This is a genomic window from Vibrio sp. THAF190c, assembly GCF_009363355.1.
GTDB lineage: Bacteria > Pseudomonadota > Gammaproteobacteria > Enterobacterales > Vibrionaceae > Vibrio > Vibrio fortis_A.
On record NZ_CP045339.1, the window covers coordinates 1255700 to 1274426 of the forward strand.

The following is an 18727-nucleotide window of genomic DNA, read 5'->3' on the forward strand; positions in this document are numbered from 1 at the left end:
TGATAGGGGTGATGGGAATTCTACGTTGTTAACGTTAGAGAATATTTGTGAGTGCTTTCAATCTCAGTAACGGACTATCGAGGTGTGAGGTATCAGGTAACCCCAACGTTCTTGAAACAGAGCATGCGGAACAGAACATGAAAAATACAGACTTTAGCTTAATTCCCTATTTTGTTGTGATGATGGAAGAGCTTTCTATCTCCAATACAGCCAAGCGCTTTGGCGTTTCCCAGCCTGCTGTCAGTAAAGCACTAGGTCGACTCAAAGAAACCTACGATGATCCCTTATTTGTGAAAACCAAAGAGGGCTATCGACCAAGCCGTTTCTGTTACGACATCTATCCACAAATCAAGCAAGCATACGATGCCTTTGAATCGACATTTCCAAGCAAGCGTAAATTCGACCCAAGCAAAATTGACCGATCGTTTAATGTCGCGTGCATTAGCGGTGCGATTTACTCGGTCATGAAGCGAGTCTCAGACATGCTTTACAAAGAGACGCCTGATATTGGAATCAACATTGACCCTCTGTACACTGGTGATATCGCATTGGACTTACGCCAACATCGTTATGACCTCTGTATCGCACATGTGCCAACCAGTGACCCTGCACTGGAATGTGTACCGCTAGCTAGCGAACGCATGGTGGTGGTTTACGACAAGCACCATCCGCGACTAGGGGAGAGTATTACGCTGCAAGAGTACTTGTCAGAGAAGCACGTGGTGCACAGCATGTGGAATACTGAAGATTCGCCACTGATGAAAAACAGTAAGTATGCTCAAAAAAGAAAAGTCGCGCGCAAAGCGCCGGGGCCGTTCGAAATGCTCGACATGGTGAAAGGTACTGACTTGGTCTGTATTAGCCAAGAGTCAGTGATAGAGAAGTTTGGATTGTCACAAGACTTTCAAGTGTCACCGTTGCCATTTGAATCTGACTTAGGCATTGAATATCTGGTATGGCATAAGAGCCGCAATTCAGACATGGCGCACTCGTGGTTTAGAAAAAAGATAATTGATGCCTCACAAAAAAAGCCCCAGTGGGGCTTTAATTAGAGTCTGTTTTAGCAAGGCGTTTGAAGTTGGATTAATTCGCGCCTTGTTGTTGCATTTTCTGCACAAGTTTCTGAAGCTTCAACGTGTTGTAGTTGATGTTTGCAGCACTAAAGCCTTGGCCGGCTTGCATTGGGTAGCCCTCTAGAGACCCCATAAACTTCGCCACTTCTTGAGACATTGGCACAAACAGCCACATGTTGTCGATCATCCAGCGCGTGTACATGCCAGACTCTTTCGCTGCTGTTTCAAATGGGTCCATACGTAGGTTAGTAATTGATGCCCAAGCTGGAGCCTGACGCACGGCTGATTGCATGTCGCCTTCCATCATCGCAAAGCTCGCTTTCCAATCATTCCAACGCAGTGCATTTAGCTCACCGTTCGCCGAGAAATACAGAATTGTTTCGCGAGGGCCTTTTTCCGTTTTACCTTCGAAGAATGGTTTGAAGTTAGAACCGTCTAGGTGAACACGCCACTCTTTATCATTCAGTGTTACGCCTTCCTTCAGTTCGTCGATAATGTTGTCGTTACCCGCCGCTGCTGCCAGTGTCGGTAGCCAGTCTTCTTGAGACATTAGCGCGTTCACCGCAGAGCCCGGTTCGATAACGCCCGGCCACTTCACTATTTGTGGCACGCGCATACCACCTTCGTAAGTTGTGCCTTTTTCACCGTGGAAAGGAGACGTACCGCCATCTGGCCAAGTGAACTTCTCAGCGCCGTTATCGGTAGAAAGAATAACGATGGTGTTGTCCGCAACCTCTAGACGCTCTAGCGTATCTAATAATGCACCGACGTTGTCATCTAACTGGCGCATACCATCTGCGTAGATACCTTGACCTGTGATGCCATCGTAATGATCGTTGAGACGAGTCCATACGTGCATGCGAGTTGAGTTGTACCAAACGAAGAATGGCTTGTCTGCCTTCACTGATTTCTCCATGAAGGTGATTGCCGCTTCAGTGAAATCTTCATCGATGGTTTCCATACGAGCGCGAGTCAGTGGGCCAGTGTCTTCAATCTTGCCATCTGCAGTGGCTTTGATAACACCACGTGGGCCGTATTGCTTTCTGAACTCAGGGTCTTTTGGATAGAAATAGGTTTCTGGTTCTTCTTCAGCATTTAGGTGATAAAGGTTACCGAAGAATTCATCGAAGCCGTGGTTAGTAGGTAGGTGTTTGTCTTGATCGCCTAAGTGGTTCTTACCAAACTGTGCTGTCGCGTAACCCTCTTGTTTAAGTGCATCACCGATGGTTGGTGCCCAGTCAGGAATACCGTGGTCAGAGCCCGGCATACCAATGGTCAAAAGGCCGGTACGGAAAGGGTGCTGACCAGTGATGAATGCCGCTCGGCCTGCAGTACACGATTGCTGTGCGTACATGTCTGTGAAGATAGCGCCGTCGTGGGCGATACGATCGATGTTTGGAGTCTCGTAGCCCATCATGCCACGGTTGTAAGCGCTGGTATTGTAGTAGCCTAGATCATCTGCCCAGATAGCAAGAATATTGGGTTGCTCTGCTGCCGCAACACCTTGAGCGACAGTTAGGGCGCTCATTGCAAGTACGGATTTGGTGAAGGTAGTCAAGGTCGAGTCCTCTCGTTGTTCTGAATTTGGTTGAGAAGAAAGTAACAAAATGCAATTAACCTAGAGGACTACAGGGTATAAATTATGGTTAAATCGCGGAGTTGATGGCTGTTAACCGATAAAGTTGTCATTGATAAACAAGAAAAAAGTACGCGGTTTCGTATCAAGAGAATGGTCAAAATAAACATATTTTACTTCGGGAAATATGTTATCCTCTCGGTACTACTAAAGGGGTGCTTTTTTAAGCATTGAAATGTATACGAGCAACAGCACGATGCTCGTGTCAGTCACTTTCTGGCGAGTATGGAATAGAAAATGTTGTTGGAAGAAGTTGTAGAAATTATTGAGTTAACCGATTCAGACCATTTAGTTCAAGCAATGGACCTGTTTAATGAGCATGGCTTTGTTCATGCTGAGCAACTGCCGTTTATGAAGGTGGTATTTGAAACCGCTCCTGAACACCTGACCAAGAAGCTCTCCCAAATCGGCTTTAAAGGTAAAGTTGAAATTGTGAAAGCAGAAGGTGCATCTGATTATATCGTGTTTGATGCTGAACGTGCCGAGTCAGAAGGTGCAGTAAATTGGAGTAAGAGTGCTTAAGTCTTTTTGAGCGACTAAGCACGACTTTTATCATTATTTGAGGTTAACACAGTGACAACAGCTACCGCTTCATCAACAGAAAAACTGTCTAACGAACATGCGCTATTGGGCGCAGCACTGCTTGCAGCACAAAAGGTTGAGTTCTCACTTTATACGGTCATTGCTCAGTTGGTTACCACTGACAGCAATGAACATGAGCGCCAAGCGATAGAGCTAAATGCCGATACTTTTCTGAAAGGTAACAGCAGCGATCTGTCATTGGTTCTAGATCTTTACTACCAAGTATTTGGTAGCAAAATTCCGCTAACTAAGGCAGAAGTGAGCGATTTAGTTTTCAATCGTAATCTCATTTCTCGTAACTATTGGCGTGCTACTGGCGCGGATGTAAAAGGTGGGGAAAAGCTAGGTAATCCAGAGCTCTATTTATCCGAGTTCACGGCTAAGTGTGAAGCTTGGTTGCAAAAGCTTTCTTAATTTTGCTTTAAAGCCCATTTAAGCTAATTCAAATTAAAGAAAACCACGGTGCTCGCCGTGGTTTTTTTGTTTCTGGGGAGGGTTATTTTTACGACTACTTTAAGGCACACTTCAAAATTACTTTGACTTGGTTTCTCGACTAGCGAATTGCACAATTTCAATATAGAGTGACCTAATATCAAGATGTATAAGGAATATACGATGCTAAGAGTGGTTTGGTTAGTAATAATGGCAGTGTTACCTATGATGGGGGTTGCGTCTGAAGAGACTCGATATTCTGAGAAGGAGTACCTTGATAGGCCATTGATGGAGCGTTACATCTTGGATGAACTCAAGTCTCTGCGAATTGAACAGCAAGACCTTGAGCGTAGAATGACCATTCAAATCACCGACCGTGAGCTAGAAGTCGCGGACAAGTCACTGAACTATGCGAATGTTACGGTCACGTACTTCTTCTACATTATCGCTGGTGTGGCTTCTTTGATCGCGTTGATTGGTTGGCAATCGCTCAAAGAAATCAAACACAATACCAAAGAGATGGCTGACCAACGGTTGAATAAGATCGCTCAAGAGTACGAGAAGAAGTTTGTTGCCTTAGAGCGGGATTTAAAACGTAAAACTCGCATCATCTCGGAAAACAATCGCGAGATTGAGATCATTAACGAAGTACATAACCTTTGGCTGAGAGCTCAGAACCAACAGACTCCAGAGCAGAAGTTAGAGATCTATGACGAGATCCTTAAGATTCGTCCGGGTGACTTGGAAGCACTGACTTACAAAGCGGATGCAGCCATGGAGATGCAAGAGTTCCACTGGGCAATGAGCCTATGTAACCGTGTATTAGAAGTGGATGACCAAAATGCGCACGCCCTTTACCAACGTGCTTGTGCCTACGCACGTTTAGGCTCTGAATCTCAAGCGATTGAAGATCTGAAACGCTCAATAGAAGCAAGTGCCTCAATGAGAGACCTTATCTCTGATGAAACCGACTTCGAAATGTTAAGAGGTTTAGAAGGCTTTGAAGCGTTACGTGAGGAGCAATAGGTCTGCAATATAGGCCAGACAGTAACAGATAGAGCTGAGGAATAGCTCGATAGATTGTTACAAACACCGGTTTATCAACTCCAATTGTTATGTTATAACAATTGGAGTTTTTTACCTCTGCAAGCTCTATTCGACCTATGAAGTTTATTCGCCTAGGACTAGTGACTATCGCTATTGTTGCCTTTTCGCTAGCTGCCGTCCTTTCTATTGAGCCTGAACCGCCTCAAGAAATCGAAATCAAAGTCACACCTTATCAAGAGTTGGTAGAGAGTGAGGTTATTACCCCTCAGTCTGTCGAAGCTTCGGAGTCGAATAGTAACCTCGTGAGAGTGCATTACTTCGTTAAAGTCGGGGATACTTTGAGTAATGTGTTTGCTTCGTGGCAACTGCCATACGAAACCGCGCACAAGATCTTAGAAGCTGATCTGGAATCGCTAAAGTTAGATACCATCAAGCCTGGGGAGCATTTAGAGCTGCTTGTCGACAAGGACACCCGCCGTCTTGTCGAGCTCACGTATCATGAAAGCTTGATTGAGCGTTCAGTCTATTCACTTAATGACGATGGCAGCTTTGACTATCAGTTCATCGAAATGCCGGGTGAATGGAAAGAGAAGATGTACGCCGGCGAAGTGAATGGCAGCTTCTCGCTATCTGCACATAAAATTGGCTTATCGAGCCGCCAAATCGCCAATATCACTCGAACGTTAAGAGATAAGATCAATTTCGCCCGTGATTTACGAGCTGGCGATCGTTTTAGCGTGTTAGTCAGTGAACAGTATGCGGATGACCACTTAACGGGAAAAACAGAAGTCCAAGGGATCTCTATTCAGCTTCGCGGTCGAGAAGTTGCTGCGTTTCTTGCTGACGATGGTCGTTTTTACGATCGAGAAGGCAACAGTTTGGAACAAGCGTTCGATCGCTACCCGGTGGATCGCCAGTATCGCAGAATCACTTCAGCATTTAACCCTAGACGAAAACACCCGGTGACAGGGCGTATTACTCCGCATAACGGAACAGACTTCGCGACTCCGGTTGGAGCGCCTATCTATTCAACGGGTGACGGTAGAGTTGTCGCAGTGCGAAACCACCCATATGCGGGTAAGTACTTAGTCATTGAACACAACAGCGTTTACAAAACGCGTTACTTGCATTTACACCGATTCTTGGTGAAGAAAGGCCAGCAAGTGAAACGAGGTCAGAAGATCGCCCTTGCCGGAGCAACGGGTCGCATTACAGGCCCACACTTGCACTTTGAAGTGCTGGTTCGCGATCGCGCTGTTGATCCAATGAAAGCAAACCTACCGATGGCAAGCTCGATCTCTAAAGAAGAAAAGGGTGCCTTTTATGCACGTATTTCTGAGTTCGACAAATTGGTACAAGGTCATCAAGACCAAGCTAGCTAACCTTTAGAACCCCAGAACCACGAATAGACAAGAGCAAAGACCTTTGGTGATATTACCAAAGGGCTTTGTTGTATTAATCGACGACCACCGCTGTGCCACTGGCTGAAACCATCAGCATGCCGTTGCCTTGACCTAGTACTTCGTAATCAATGTCGACACCAACAACTGCATTGGCACCCAGCTCTTGAGCTTTTAGTTCTAATTCTTGAAACGCATAAGAACGTGCTTTTTCGAGCTCTTTTTCATAAGTACCAGAACGGCCGCCAACGAAGTCTCGAATGCCAGAAAACATATCTTTAAACACGTTTACGCCGAGGATGGCTTCTCCGGCAATCACACCCTTGTAAGCGACGATACGTTTGCCTTCAATCGACGGGGTTGTTGTCACGATCATAATGCTATTCCCTTATTGGTTTAATCTGGATGGTTCGAGGTAAATTGTGCCCGTAGCCATGCTCTTAGTTTTAGCACACTTTCATTTTTGAGTTTGTTATCTGAACAGACAAAGTAATAGTCTTGATGCGGGTTTGAAACAGGCTCGCTGATTTCAACCAAAGCTCCGTGTTTTATGTCGTCACGAACAAACAGTCGATGAGTGACAAGTATGCCAAGAGAGCGTGTCGCTGCTTGTACCGCCTGAATGGAGACATCAAAGGAGAGGTTGGTGCTGAAGAAGGGCATAGGTAATTGGTGTGCATCACACCACACCTGCCAGTCGTGCTCCCTGCGTGGGTTAAAAACACCGATAACGGGGTAGGTCTTGAGCAGCTCTTCCATTGATAGCGAACCTTGTTCACTGACTAAGTTGGGGCTCGCGACTAGCACTAGCTCATCGTCACCAAGCTTTTCACAGTAGTAATCTTGCCACTCTCGCGGTTTTCCATGTACTAACGCAATATCGACACCCTCTTGATCGAGGTCGAAGTAACCGATGCGGTTAGAGAGTCGAATATCTAAGCTTGGTGAGTCCTGTTGCAGCATAGGAACTCTAGGTATCCACCAGTGTAGCGCCAGCGAGTTGACCATATTGACGGTTAATCGGTTCTCCTTCGGTGTATTGGCTAATTGATCTGTTGCATCGACAATCTGCTCGAGAGCAGGTGCGACTTTTCGATAGTAGCGCTTACCATCAGCATTAAGAACGACACGTCGCCCGACACGTTGGAACAGGGGTTTATTGACTTGCTGCTCTAAAGATTTGATCGCTTGGCTCACTGCGGAGTGGCTAACAAACAGCGCCTTAGCGGCTTCGGTCATGCTCCCTGTCTCAGCAACAGCAACAAAAGCGTAGATTGACTTTAATGGAACGAGTTTCTTCATAAGTAAGTTTTCCTTACAGTTCTGGTTAATATTACTCGCTATTTTTTGTCGTGTCAGCCTTCTAGAATAAAGCACATAGGAGGTGATAATTATGTCTGATATTACCAAGGCCACCCTGTTTATGGTGGTGTCTACATTTAGCCTGTCAGTCGGCGGGCTTGCAGCGAAATACCTCGCTGAAATCATGCCAGTAACCTTGCTCGTTTTTTCTAGATTCTTCTTTCCTGGACTGATTTTACTGTCGATCTTAGTTTTCGTTCGATTGCGTAAACCTAGTCGCGCATTACTCAAACCGATTGTATCGCGAGCTTTATGCATGACGGCTTGTCAGCTCTGTTTTTTATCATCGCTACAGAGCTTAACCTTAGTTGAAAGTATCGTTTTGTTTAGTACCGGTCCATTGTTTATCCCAGTGTTAGAAAAATTAATATTTGGTGTGAAATTTAACCCAAGGATTTTGGTTTGCTTAGGGATGACGTTTACCGGTGTCGTGCTAATGGCAGGCAATCTTTCTGAGTTTGATTTTAAACCCGCGATCTTAGTTGGCTTAATGGCTGGTTTCTTTAATTCAGGCTCACAAGTGAGTTTATATAGAGCATCAAAGGGTGAATTGTCGCCAGCAGAGATGAACGCTTGGACCTTCTTGATCGCTGCTCTACTAGCGTCACCAATCATGATTTACAGCTTGCATGATATTGTGTCGCTCGATCAGGCACTCATTACCAATGTGGGAGAAGGGTTTACGTTATCGAATTATTATTGGGTAGGGTTTGTGTTGGCAATGTTTGCGGTGTTTACCATTAATACGCAAATATGTCGTGCCAAAGCCTACCGACTGGTGAGCAGTGGCTCTCAACTGGCTCCGCTGATTTTCACTACACTTTTGTTCAGTGCGATTTGGCAAGCTCTGTTGTTCGACGACACATTTTCGAATCAGAAGCTATTTGGTATCGGGCTGATTATTTTTGCCAGCATGGTCAATACCTTCTTGTCTCATCGAAAAAACAAGCTTGCTCTCAAGTTAGGCACCGAAAGTCCTAAAACAGTGAACGAATGTAGGCCCTAACTTTCTCTATATGTTCTGGCGTATCAACGTCACTGTGTTGCTCTGGTTCAAGAAAGGCATCGGCATAACGTTTGTAGATGTCTTTCTCCAAGAACAGCAAATAGAGCTTAGGGTCAATATGCCCAGTGGTCGCCATACGAGTCATAATTTTTAACGACTCTTCTAGCGTTTTACCATGTTTATAAGGGCGATCGCTTGAGGTCAATGCCTCGAACACATCGGCAATCGCGACCACTTTGGCTTGGATAGAGAGTTCGTCATCGTCCAATCCAAATGGGTAGCCTTTGCCATCGATTCGTTCATGGTGATAACTGGCGATTTTTGGAATCTCTTTAAGGTGCTCAGGGTAGGGGAGCTTATTGAGCATCACCGACGTTTGAATAATATGATCGTTAATCATAAAGCGCTCTTCTGGGGTTAAGGTTCCGCTGCACACCTTAAGGTTATAAAGCTCTCCTCGGTTGTATTTTAACTCTCCAGGTTTGAGTACATAGTCTTCTTGCCATAGGTCTTGTGGGCTTAGACCTTTCTCCCACGGCACACAGTGCTGGGGTTTGTCTGCGAGCAGTGGTTCCATTACAGGTAATTCGGGTTCGTCCTCATAACGAATCTTTTCTGTCCATGCGATACCAACTTGATCACTGAGTGTGCGTTTCCACTTGTGCTTAGCGATTTCATCGAGTCGAGCTTGATTCTCTTCCTCCATTCTCTCGGACCCGATGTTACATTGAGCGACAAACGCGAAATCTTCATCGAGTTGTTGATGTTTACTTTTCAGTTTCTCTAGCTCTTTTTCTGGAAGTGAACCATTGGCGACGGCTTTCCAGTAGTCGGTTTCTGCTTGCTGTTTAAGAAGCTCAAAACGCATTCTGATCTCGTGAATTCGGTCATAAAGGGTTTCGAGTTTGGTGGCTTTATCGACCACATACTCTGGCGTTGTTACCTTACCGCAGTCATGCAGCCATGACGCTAAACTCAATGCTTCCCACTGTTTTTTGTCCAGCGCAAACAGTGGGTAGTAGCGATCATCTTTGATTGCCGCTTCGGTTAACCATTGAGTGAGCTCAGGAACACGCTGACAATGCCCACCTGTGTATGGCGACTTGGTATCGATAGCCGAAGCAATCAGCTCGATGAAGGCGTTGAGCATCTCTTTTTGTTGCTGCATTTGGTCAATGTTGTCTTTGGCAATTTCAGCAAAGCTCAACAGCTCGCGAAGAAAGGCGTGTTTATCCGACTGCATTTCTGATATCGCACGTTCGTAACCGATGATCACAATGCCGACGAGTTGCTTCTCTCGATTAAGAAGCGGGAAGAAGTACAGATCTGAGTTGAAAATGGTCGCGTGATACTGGTTAAGTGCATTTTCGCTTCTATCGAGATGGACCACTTCACCCATTTTGAGTTTCGCGAGTAGCCAAGGCGTATCCTTAACAAACTCGTTGAGGTCAGCCTTGAATGGGATGATGGCGTGATTGGCCGCAATCTCAAACTGCTTTTTCTTGTTGTCGTAGGCATACAACAAGATGGTTTCGGCTTTAGTGATAAGGTAGCTCTGGTGGGCAATGGTCTTAGCCAAAACCGAGAAGTCTTGATTACCTGCGGTATCACGCAGCAGGGCAATTAGATCATGCAGCGTGTGCTCCATCAGTTCTATGGAATGGGCTAAATTCGCGACTTCGTTGATCATGCTCTTAGGGTAGTGGGTGCGCTTAAAATCGAAGCGCGCGATGTTATGCGTCAACTCCATTAGCTTTTTGATTGGCATAGAGAGGCGATTTGCGACAACCCATACTAACCCAAAACAGATGAACAGAAGAATAATGGCAACGGTGACCTGCCTATCCCTCATCGATATTAAGTCGGCAAGTAAATCGGTGTGAGGTGTCGCCTCGGCGAGAAACAGAGTGACATTAGCGGTGAGCTCTACAGGCGTTAGCGTTAATGCCCAGGCATTGAGGTTGTATTCCACACTCTGAATGCTCTGTTTGGTAGCTCTGTTATCGCTTAAAAGTGGTGCAAGTACTGTCTCTTTAAGGACATTATTCGCTTCGCGAGAATTAAATCGCATTGGACTGGTGATTGGCGCAACAGCATTGAGATCGAGTTGGTGATGCCCGAGTAAGTTCAGATGACGGTCAAACAGTGCTAAGCGGCTTTGTTCCGAGAAGGCGAGGTCTCCAATCTGAGCGGATAAGGAATTGAGGGTAAAATCTGCACCAATCACATACTGCTGGTCGCTCGATCTGCGAGATAGAGTAATCCCCGGCGTCTTGAGGAAAAAGAACTGATATGGTTCAGATAGCTGGATAGAACCGTCTCGCTTTGCATTGATAAACCAAGGTCTGGTTCTTGGGTCGAAGAGGTCTTGTCCTGTCTCTTGTTGGCTAATGACTTGGTGTGCGCCGTCTAGAAAAGTGATTCGAGTGAGTCCATTGGTGGCGGTTTCGGTCACCATCATAGTCGCTTTGGAAGGCGCACTATGCTCTTGACGTTGTTTGTTGGTTTTTATCGGGCGGAACAGTTTGAAGTCACCATTTTCTGAGCCGTAAAACAGAGCAACTAAGCTTGGGCTCTGCTGAAAGATAAGGTCCAGAGATGAGAGCCAAGCATGGTACTCATTTTGAGTCGTGTCATGGGTGATAAAGGGGCTGACGGCCAATACGTTGAGCGCTGTGACCACGGGTGCGACCGATTGTTTAAACACTAACTCAAGCTTGTTGCTGTGTTCTTGGCTGACCTCTTCAATGGTTCCAAGAAGCAGTTGTTGAGAGTGCTTGTAACTCATTGTGATTAATACCGTTCCGACAATACTGGTCATGACCAAAAACAGCGTCGTGATGTGAATGCTTAAGGGGTAGCGTTTTTTTCTCATTCGCAATTACCAATCAAGTGACTGGTTTAAGTATTGTTGAAGCTGAAAAGGTTGCAAAAAAATGACCTAACTAAAGCGTCATCGGTATGCTAATTGTCACTTTGAGCTGATAGACTGATTACAGCATCAAGATAAGAGTTCGGAGTGAAGCGCAAAGATGAAATTACAAGTTGATACCCACACCCATACCTACGCCAGTGGCCACGCATACAGCACTTTAATTGAGAATGCTAAAGCAGCCAGTGAGCGAGGTCTTGCGATGTTTTGTACGACGGATCACTCAGAATCTATGCCGGGCGCGCCTCACTACTGGTTTTTCAGCAACCAACGTATTCTTCCTCGCTTTATTGAAGGTGTCGCCATTATCCGCGGCGTTGAATCGAATATCATGAATACGGATGGTGAGATTGACGTACACCCGAGTGTAGATAAGAACCTCGATTGGGCTATCGCAAGCTTTCATGAACCTGTTTTCCGCCCTGCAGATAAAGCGGCTCATACTTTGGCGCTGATTAACGTGATCAAGGCTGGCCGTATTGATGCGCTTGGGCACTTAGGTAATCCAAACTTTGACTTTGATTTTGAAGCCGTGATTGATTGTGCGGTTGAGCATAATGTCGCTATCGAGATCAATAACACTACGCTGAAAGGCAATAGCCGTATTGGTAGTGTTGAGCGTTGTTATGAAATCGCCAAAATTGCCAAGGCAAAAGGGGCATACATTACAACAGGAAGTGATGCTCACTTTTGCGCGGATGTCGGGGGCCTAAACCTCGTTTCTCAACTGCTTGATGAAGTCGGTATGCCGTCAGAGCAAGTGATTACGCATTCGCCTAGCCAGTTTCTGCGCTTTTTAGCACTGCGTGGCCGTAATGAGATCCCAGAATATTCAGATCTTGTTTAAGAGAATGTCGGCGGGTTTGCATTTCGTCACAATCATTTTTTGTGTGTGCGGCATTTTTGTATAAACTAGCGCTCACAAATAAAGTCATAAGCACCGTAAACAAAAAGGTGTATCTTCAACTGGAGAAACAATGAAAACTCGCTCAATTCTTTTATCTGGCCTGATTGCGGCCTCGGTGATGTCGGCATCAGCGTTTGCAAGCGTAGACCTCAAGAAAAACATGCAAGAAATGAAGCTTGCATTCAAACAAGCAGCAGAAGCTCAAAGCATTGAAGAGATGCAAAAACCAATGGTACGTCTAGATACTTTGGTTGCTGAGTTGAAAACGGGTTCTTACCCAGCGGAGAAAGAGCAAAACTTTATGGAAGGTTTCTCTAAGATCCAAGCATCAATTGACTCAATTGAGCAGAAACTAGAACAAGGCCAATTCGAAGAAGCGAAGCAAGAGCTACGCACAATTGATGGCCTACGTGAGCAATACCACGAGAAGCGTAACCCAAGCATCTGGAGCAAGCTATTCGGCTAACCTTTTGATGCTCCGCTCTGAGAGTATCCCTTAGGTCATACAGAATTTTAAACGCCACACCAGCTTTCGTTGGTGTGGCGTTTTTATTTCGAGCTAAATGACTATGTGAATGATATCAATAATGTGCGTTAGCTTAGGTTTTTAACATAATGTTAATTAATCCGTTTAAACGCCTATTTAGCTGATTCATAATGTTAGAAATTTATAAACCCTATTTATAGATTCGTACTAGATGCGTCAAACGTCGTTCAATTACTCCATGCTATGGGCTACCGCTTTAAGCTGGACGCTCATTACACTGATGCCTGTTATCAATGCTCATGGTAACAGCGCGGGCGTGTGGGCGACGTTATGTACGGTAAATGGGTTTGAGCTAGTACAAGTTGAAGAAGGTGAGCCGCAAACACACAATGGTAAGCCGTGCCCCTTTAGCCACTTTTCTAGCTTCCATCATGATGAAATTCCAACTGCACTACTGACAACTCGACTGAGTTTGATTGTCTCAGACAGCTACGCTTTTTTGGCTCTAAGCGAGGCTTTTAAGAGGCACTCTCCCAGAGGCCCACCTCTCGCTATTTCCTAACTTAAACAACAAATAAAACAACATACAGTAAAGTTAATCTGCTCACACCTTTCCTCACTTTCTGATGACCTCAGAAGGTGTTTTGGTGCGTGCAAAAGGAAATATCAATGTCGAGAATTGAATCTCAACCTGTTGCTTCGGCTCGAAGTAAAACCCTCTATTTTCTCACTTGGCGGTGGCACTTCTACGCAGGCCTGTTCGTTATCCCGTTTATGTTGATGCTGAGTATAACCGGACTGGTGATGCTACTTGATGACGAGCTTGAAAGTGTACTGTATCCAGAAGCACTTATCGTTCAAAGCAGTGCCACTGACGCTATGGTACCGATTGGCGACCAGTTAAATGCGGTTAAAGCGCAATACCCTGATGGCACAATCACTCAGTTCATTACCGCAAAGTCTGAAAGCTTACCAAATCGTTTCTCAGTCAACTTGTCTGACGGCCGCTCGGTTTTTGCCACTGTCGATCCATACTCTGGAGACGTCATCGGTGAGATCCCGCGCAGCGAGAGTTGGTATCAGCTGGCAAATGAAATACATGGCACCTTGCTAGTAGGGGATTGGGGTGACTATTTGATCGAGGTGGCAACGAGTCTCTCTATCCTTCTTTTAGTCTCGGGTATCTATTTATGGCTACCACGTGACAATGCAACTAAAGCTGGATTCTTAAAGATCCGTTTCTCATCTGGAACTCGTATTCTGATGCGTGATCTACACGCGAATCTTGGTGGCATTCTGTCTCTGGTTCTGTTGCTGTTCCTTCTCTCCGGTCTTGCTTGGGCTGGGTTCTGGGGCGGTAAAATGGTTCAGGCTTGGAGCAGTTTTCCCGCGCAAATGTGGGATGATGTACCACTGTCCGATAAAACACATGCTTCTCTGAATCATGGTTCCGAAGAAGAATTACCTTGGAATTTAGAGCAAACACCACTCCCGGAATCGCACGACCACTCCGCAATGACAGACGAGCATAGTCACCATGATGTCTCCACAGAGAGCATCTCCCTTGAGGTGGTCATGCAAACTGCGTCTAGATTGGGCTTTACCTATTATCGCGTCAATTTCCCGCGCTCTGAAACAGGAGTGTATACCATCACCGCCAATACCATGGGTGGCGATATTGTGGATCCGAGAAAAGACCGAACAACTCACCTAGACCAATACTCAGGTCGTATTCTCGGAGAGGTGACGTGGAACGATTACAACGTGATGGCAAAGACGCTCGCTGTTGGTATCTCTCTTCACCAAGGGGACATCAGTATCGTGAACAAAATCCTAAACGTTCTGTTCTGCTTGGCCTTTATTGCAGTGTCGATCACTGGCGCAGTCATGTGGTGGATGCGTCGCCCTGTGGGTAAAGGAAAGTTGGGAGTGCCGCCTAAGTTTGAAGACGCAGGTATTTGGAAAGCAGGCTTGGTGACTGTGGTTCTTATCTCTGTACTGTTCCCATTAGCCGGAGCAGCGATAGTCATCGCGATGTTACTTGACTGGCTCCTATTCTCACGTGTTGAAAGGTTGAGGATGGCTCTGAGCTAGATAGCTTTAAGCTAGATGGAACGCCGGCCCTCGATGCGCATTACTCATCGAGGGGCGGTATATTGATTTAAACGGCTAATGCTATGTATTCGATCGTTCTTTACGCCTGATAAAGCTCCAGAGGCAATCCATCAGGGTCTGCGAAAAAGGTAAACTCTCGACCAGTGAACTCATCTACTCGAATGGGTTCGACTTCCACGCCTTTACTTTCTAGGTAGCCTTTCATTTGTTGAACATCATCGACACAGAAAGCTAAATGTCTTAACCCTTGAGCTTCTGGAAAACTCGGCCTTTCGGGTGCATTTGGGAAGCTGAACAGTTCAATTTGAGCACCACTCGGTAACGCTAGGTCGAGCTTGTAAGATTGGCATGCTTCTCGATAGTTCTCGGCAACAATTTCCAGTTCTAGAATCTCGGTATAGAAGCGCTTTGAGACTTGATAATCTGAGCAGATAATCGCCGCGTGATGAATTCCTTTCAGCATTATTTTGTTTCTCCTGCCAGTTTGTCGCTTAAGTGTTCCATGGCGTAATCAATGAAAACGCGCAGACGCGCTGGCATGTATTTCGTTTGAGCAAACTGCATTGCGATAGCGCCGTGGTAGTTGCTTTTGATTGTCCAGTCATTGAGGACTTGAACGACGCTTCCTTCAGCGAGCGCATCCTGAATCACGAAGTCGTGGAAGATACCGATTCCCAATCCTTCTTGTACCCCTTTTAAACGCATTTGTGAGTGGTTTACTGCGTAGCGTCCACTGACCGATACCGTGTGGAACTCATCATCTTTAAGGAAATCCCAAATATGGTCTTTGTCGGTCTCCGCAAGGTACAGACAGTCATGTTGGCTAAGATCTGTCGGATGTGAAGGGGTTCCTTTATTCGCAAGGTAATCTGGGCTTGCACACAATACGAGGTTGGTTTTGCCGAGCTCCTTAAGCACCAAACTCTCATCGGGTTTATCTGTAAGGCGAAACGCGATATCAATTCCCTGACGCAGAATGTCGATGTCCCCATCGGCAGCGCGCAGCTTTAGTTGAATCTCTGGGTATTGATTAAGGAAAGGGACAACGAAGGGTTGCAACACAGAGTTTAAGAAAGCCTCGGGCGCTGCCACGATCAGAGAACCAGAGGGCTCAGTGTGATCAGAGGTGGAGAGCTCAACCGCTTGTTGTGCCGCGTTAATCATCACTACGCTCTGGTCGTACACCAGTTGACCTGCCTGGGTAATGATAAGACTACGAGTAGTGCGTTCAAACAGCTTTACTGACAGTGCTTTTTCCAAACGTGTTATTAGCTTGCTCAGCGCCGATGGCGTCACACCAAGTTGTTTGGCTGCGGCGGTAAAGCTGCCCTCATTAACCACCAAAATAAAGGAGGCAAGGTCAGGAAGTAGGGTTATCAGTTTTGGGTTGATCATAAAGTTAGGTACTCGGCCAGTGGGCTGATTTTTTAGAAATCGACAATCAGCATCATACGTCAAACTCCATTCAATATTAAGCGCAGTGTTTTGTGTGGCTTGTATCACGTTTTGGTGGCGGATTAAGCAGAAGATTCCGTGTTTTATAAAAACAATTACCGCCTATGTATTTATTCAATCAAATACATATACTGGCTAAATAGTCATAATTAAATCAGTTGGTTAAGGGAAAGGATATTTATGGATAGATCGGAGAGCTTATTTCAAAAGCAGCGTATAAAACGGTTTAATTTTTCAGTATGGACAGTTCTGACTGGAACGTTACTCGCCCGAACAAGCTACTTTATGGCATGGCCTTTTCTGATCGTCTTTCTCTATGAAGATTACGGTGCGTCTGCGATTGAAGTCGGCACCATGCTAGCGGTATCCGCCGTCGTTGGGGCTGGAACTGGTCTCTACTCGGGCTACCTTTCGGATAAGCTAGGGCGCAAATGGGTAATGGTGCTAGGCAGTTGGATTGCCTCGATATCCTACACCGGTATCGCATTAGCGAGTGAAGTGTGGCAGTTCTATGTGCTGATCATGATGACAGGTTTGATGCGTCCAATGATTGAAGCGCCAGCCAAAGCAGTAATAGGTGATAATCTCAGCGATTTGAAAGATCGTGAATTAGCACTGAACATTCGTTACTTCTTACTTAATTTGGGTGGCGCACTTGGTCCACTGATTGGTATCACTTTGGCGCTTGCCCAGCCACAAAACCTGTTCTTTGTTGCTGGTGGTACTTATGTCGTTTATGGTTTCTGGCTGCTGTTAGGAATTGAGCGCAAAGGTACTTTTACCAAGCCAGACCCCTCTCAACTGCCTAATTTTGCCGCGACGCTTAATGTGATTCGCAAAGACAATATTTTTGTAAAACTGATGGTCGCCAACTTCATCATGATGTTTGTCTACGCGCAGGTGGAGTCGTCTATTCCTCAGGTCATCGTACGTTCATCAATCACTGATGCCGCGCAACTCATTGCTGGGTTAGTGTTGGTGAATACGCTGACGATTATTGTCTTCCAATTCCCAATGCTTAAATGGCTTGAGCATGTGCCGCTGTTTGTACGAACTCGAATCGGCATGATTTTGATGGCGATTGCACAAATTGGTTTTCTTTTTACACCAAATGATTGGCCACTAGGTTGGGGAATTGCTTGTTTTATATTAAGTTTAGGAGAAGTGATTGCTTTCCCAACCCTTAATGTACAAATCGATAGAATGGCTCCGCCACATCTAAGAGGTTCTTACTTCGGTGCGGCTGCACTTTACTCTCTTGGCTTTGCTATTGCGCCACTGCTTGGTGGTGTGGTGATAGAGATGTTGAGCGCCTACTGGCTATTTGTGCTCTGTTTCATCCTATGTTTGGTGATGATTTGGTTGTACTGGTTGGCTGAGCATACCGAAGACAGTGTCGAAAGAGAGCCGATTACCCAGAGCTAGCGAGATAAGCCTTGGGTGTTAAGAGACCGATAATAACTAAGGCAACGTGAGTTATGGATAAATCGAATTTTGCACAAGAGTTAAAGTGCCTGCGTGAAGAGAAAGCTTTATCTCAGGAAGAGCTGGCCGATATTTTATCGGCCTCTCATCGAGCATTTTCCGGTATTAACCAGGTGATGGTTAGTCAGTGGGAGCGTGGCAAAACGCTCCCTAGCTTTGTACGTCGCTTGGGCATCGCCAGCTTCTTTCAGCGAGAGTATGAATTCTCGGTAGATGAGATGGGGCATGTGAAAGGTGCCTCTAAGCTGATGGACACACGTTTTAATATTGATATTGGCTACGATTATCACATCACTAGCGTTGAATCGACAGATGTCAGCGCGTTGTCTGACGAGCGTTTGAGTTCGATTAAGAACATGCATCAAAAGCTGTACGGGCAAGACTTTATCAAGGTTTCGAGTCAGCTTGGGATTGAACTTGCCAACATGAAAGCACTCTGTTTCCTATATAACGGTGTCATCATTGGGCACGTTATCTATGATGGTGCTTCTAAAATGTTATGTAGTTTGGCTGCGGTCAGTGTCACTATCCGACGCAAAATCTTCGATGATCTCGCTAATCGTTTTAAAGGTACCGAGTTTCGATTCCCAACGATAGATCCGGCAATGTGCCAGTTTCTCTATGACCTCTATTTTGAACCCTACACCACAAAAATGGGCATGGTGTTCTTCAAGGCTGAGATCACCAAAGTAGTGAGTAACCCGTTTTCGCAGACCATTCAAAACAAACACGATATCTATTTCAAATACTTGAGGTATCAAGATCTTAAGCAAAAGAAGAAAAGCGTCGAGTTTGTCTTAAGTTAAGC

The 18727-nt window shown here is 45.6% G+C and carries 18 protein-coding genes; 12 read left to right on the forward strand and 6 right to left on the reverse strand.

Annotation, left to right across the window (positions count from 1 at the left end; all coding sequences use genetic code 11):
• Positions 1-137 precede the first annotated feature (137 nt).
• Entirely contained in the window at positions 138-1052 is a 915-nt protein-coding gene (locus FIV04_RS20670) for a LysR family transcriptional regulator (RefSeq protein WP_152470351.1), read from the forward strand.
• Between the two features lie 31 nt (positions 1053-1083).
• Here the strand turns inward: FIV04_RS20670 and FIV04_RS20675 are convergent, their stop codons facing one another.
• On the reverse strand, positions 1084-2601 hold the full coding sequence (locus tag FIV04_RS20675) for an arylsulfatase (protein WP_253895548.1): 1518 nt from the start codon (positions 2599-2601) through the stop codon (positions 1084-1086).
• A 345-nt stretch (positions 2602-2946) separates the two neighbouring features.
• On the opposite strand from FIV04_RS20675, the gene FIV04_RS20680 reads away from it, so the two are divergent.
• The 4 genes from FIV04_RS20680 (at position 2947) to FIV04_RS20695 (ending at position 6152) form a co-directional block, all read left to right on the forward strand.
• Positions 2947-3231 carry a hypothetical protein gene (locus FIV04_RS20680; RefSeq protein WP_152470353.1) on the forward strand — a complete coding sequence of 95 codons (285 nt, stop codon included), beginning with the start codon at positions 2947-2949 and terminating at the stop codon, positions 3229-3231.
• 51 nt (positions 3232-3282) lie between these two features.
• Complete coding sequence (locus FIV04_RS20685; RefSeq protein ID WP_152470354.1) at positions 3283-3705, forward strand: hypothetical protein; 423 nt, start codon at positions 3283-3285, stop codon at positions 3703-3705.
• A 201-nt stretch (positions 3706-3906) separates the two neighbouring features.
• Positions 3907-4749, forward strand: a complete 843-nt coding sequence (locus tag FIV04_RS20690; protein WP_152470355.1) for a tetratricopeptide repeat protein — start codon at positions 3907-3909, stop codon at positions 4747-4749.
• Between the two features lie 137 nt (positions 4750-4886).
• Positions 4887-6152 (forward strand): peptidoglycan DD-metalloendopeptidase family protein, encoded by a 1266-nt coding sequence (locus FIV04_RS20695; protein ID WP_152470356.1) that lies wholly within the window; start codon positions 4887-4889, stop codon positions 6150-6152.
• Positions 6153-6225: 73 nt separating this feature from the next.
• Here the strand turns inward: FIV04_RS20695 and FIV04_RS20700 are convergent, their stop codons facing one another.
• Both FIV04_RS20700 and FIV04_RS20705 read right to left on the reverse strand, forming a co-directional pair.
• The gene (locus tag FIV04_RS20700; RefSeq protein ID WP_032550331.1) at positions 6226-6546 is read right to left on the reverse strand and encodes a heavy metal-binding domain-containing protein; all 321 of its coding nucleotides are present in this window, start codon (positions 6544-6546) and stop codon (positions 6226-6228) included.
• A 20-nt stretch (positions 6547-6566) separates the two neighbouring features.
• On the reverse strand, positions 6567-7472 hold the full coding sequence (locus FIV04_RS20705) for a LysR substrate-binding domain-containing protein (RefSeq protein WP_152470357.1): 906 nt from the start codon (positions 7470-7472) through the stop codon (positions 6567-6569).
• Positions 7473-7563: 91 nt separating this feature from the next.
• On the opposite strand from FIV04_RS20705, the gene FIV04_RS20710 reads away from it, so the two are divergent.
• The gene (locus tag FIV04_RS20710) at positions 7564-8538 is read left to right on the forward strand and encodes a DMT family transporter (protein WP_152470358.1); all 975 of its coding nucleotides are present in this window, start codon (positions 7564-7566) and stop codon (positions 8536-8538) included.
• Here FIV04_RS20710 and FIV04_RS20715 read toward each other — a convergent pair.
• Complete coding sequence (locus FIV04_RS20715; RefSeq protein WP_152470359.1) at positions 8510-11413, reverse strand: HD domain-containing phosphohydrolase; 2904 nt, start codon at positions 11411-11413, stop codon at positions 8510-8512. The genes FIV04_RS20710 and FIV04_RS20715 overlap by 29 nt on opposite strands.
• Before the next feature lie 157 nt (positions 11414-11570).
• Here FIV04_RS20715 and FIV04_RS20720 point away from each other — a divergent pair, with 157 nt between their 5' ends.
• The 4 genes from FIV04_RS20720 (at position 11571) to FIV04_RS20735 (ending at position 14958) form a co-directional block, all read left to right on the forward strand.
• Positions 11571-12317 (forward strand): phosphatase, encoded by a 747-nt coding sequence (locus tag FIV04_RS20720; protein ID WP_152470360.1) that lies wholly within the window; start codon positions 11571-11573, stop codon positions 12315-12317.
• Positions 12318-12447: 130 nt separating this feature from the next.
• Positions 12448-12843, forward strand: a complete 396-nt coding sequence (locus FIV04_RS20725; protein WP_032550337.1) for a cytochrome b562 — start codon at positions 12448-12450, stop codon at positions 12841-12843.
• Between the two features lie 232 nt (positions 12844-13075).
• On the forward strand, positions 13076-13426 hold the full coding sequence (locus tag FIV04_RS20730) for a hypothetical protein (RefSeq protein WP_152470361.1): 351 nt from the start codon (positions 13076-13078) through the stop codon (positions 13424-13426).
• A gap of 107 nt (positions 13427-13533) precedes the next feature.
• Complete coding sequence (locus tag FIV04_RS20735) at positions 13534-14958, forward strand: PepSY domain-containing protein (RefSeq protein WP_152470362.1); 1425 nt, start codon at positions 13534-13536, stop codon at positions 14956-14958.
• A gap of 100 nt (positions 14959-15058) precedes the next feature.
• Here the strand turns inward: FIV04_RS20735 and FIV04_RS20740 are convergent, their stop codons facing one another.
• Both FIV04_RS20740 and FIV04_RS20745 read right to left on the reverse strand, forming a co-directional pair.
• Positions 15059-15442, reverse strand: coding sequence for a VOC family protein (locus FIV04_RS20740; protein WP_152470363.1), 384 nt, complete (start codon positions 15440-15442; stop codon positions 15059-15061).
• Complete coding sequence (locus FIV04_RS20745; protein ID WP_152470364.1) at positions 15442-16374, reverse strand: LysR family transcriptional regulator; 933 nt, start codon at positions 16372-16374, stop codon at positions 15442-15444. The genes FIV04_RS20740 and FIV04_RS20745 overlap by 1 nt, the downstream gene beginning before the upstream one ends.
• A gap of 240 nt (positions 16375-16614) precedes the next feature.
• Here FIV04_RS20745 and FIV04_RS20750 point away from each other — a divergent pair, with 240 nt between their 5' ends.
• Positions 16615-17859, forward strand: a complete 1245-nt coding sequence (locus FIV04_RS20750) for an MFS transporter (RefSeq protein WP_032550343.1) — start codon at positions 16615-16617, stop codon at positions 17857-17859.
• A gap of 53 nt (positions 17860-17912) precedes the next feature.
• A complete protein-coding gene (locus FIV04_RS20755; RefSeq protein WP_152470365.1) occupies positions 17913-18725 on the forward strand; it encodes a helix-turn-helix transcriptional regulator in 813 nt (270 codons plus the stop codon).
• Positions 18726-18727: the final 2 nt, after the last annotated feature.

Coding starts and splice junctions, on each gene's coding strand:
- FIV04_RS20670 (WP_152470351.1), top strand. CDS start 138: ATGAAAAATACAGACTTTAGCTTAATTCCCTATTTTGTTGTGATGATG.
- FIV04_RS20675 (WP_253895548.1), bottom strand. CDS start 2,601: ATGAGCGCCCTAACTGTCGCTCAAGGTGTTGCGGCAGCAGAGCAACCC.
- FIV04_RS20680 (WP_152470353.1), top strand. CDS start 2,947: ATGTTGTTGGAAGAAGTTGTAGAAATTATTGAGTTAACCGATTCAGAC.
- FIV04_RS20690 (WP_152470355.1), top strand. CDS start 3,907: ATGCTAAGAGTGGTTTGGTTAGTAATAATGGCAGTGTTACCTATGATG.
- FIV04_RS20695 (WP_152470356.1), top strand. CDS start 4,887: ATGAAGTTTATTCGCCTAGGACTAGTGACTATCGCTATTGTTGCCTTT.
- FIV04_RS20700 (WP_032550331.1), bottom strand. CDS start 6,546: ATGATCGTGACAACAACCCCGTCGATTGAAGGCAAACGTATCGTCGCT.
- FIV04_RS20705 (WP_152470357.1), bottom strand. CDS start 7,472: ATGAAGAAACTCGTTCCATTAAAGTCAATCTACGCTTTTGTTGCTGTT.
- FIV04_RS20710 (WP_152470358.1), top strand. CDS start 7,564: ATGTCTGATATTACCAAGGCCACCCTGTTTATGGTGGTGTCTACATTT.
- FIV04_RS20715 (WP_152470359.1), bottom strand. CDS start 11,413: ATGAGAAAAAAACGCTACCCCTTAAGCATTCACATCACGACGCTGTTT.
- FIV04_RS20720 (WP_152470360.1), top strand. CDS start 11,571: ATGAAATTACAAGTTGATACCCACACCCATACCTACGCCAGTGGCCAC.
- FIV04_RS20725 (WP_032550337.1), top strand. CDS start 12,448: ATGAAAACTCGCTCAATTCTTTTATCTGGCCTGATTGCGGCCTCGGTG.
- FIV04_RS20730 (WP_152470361.1), top strand. CDS start 13,076: ATGCGTCAAACGTCGTTCAATTACTCCATGCTATGGGCTACCGCTTTA.
- FIV04_RS20735 (WP_152470362.1), top strand. CDS start 13,534: ATGTCGAGAATTGAATCTCAACCTGTTGCTTCGGCTCGAAGTAAAACC.
- FIV04_RS20740 (WP_152470363.1), bottom strand. CDS start 15,442: ATGCTGAAAGGAATTCATCACGCGGCGATTATCTGCTCAGATTATCAA.
- FIV04_RS20745 (WP_152470364.1), bottom strand. CDS start 16,374: ATGATCAACCCAAAACTGATAACCCTACTTCCTGACCTTGCCTCCTTT.
- FIV04_RS20750 (WP_032550343.1), top strand. CDS start 16,615: ATGGATAGATCGGAGAGCTTATTTCAAAAGCAGCGTATAAAACGGTTT.
- FIV04_RS20755 (WP_152470365.1), top strand. CDS start 17,913: ATGGATAAATCGAATTTTGCACAAGAGTTAAAGTGCCTGCGTGAAGAG.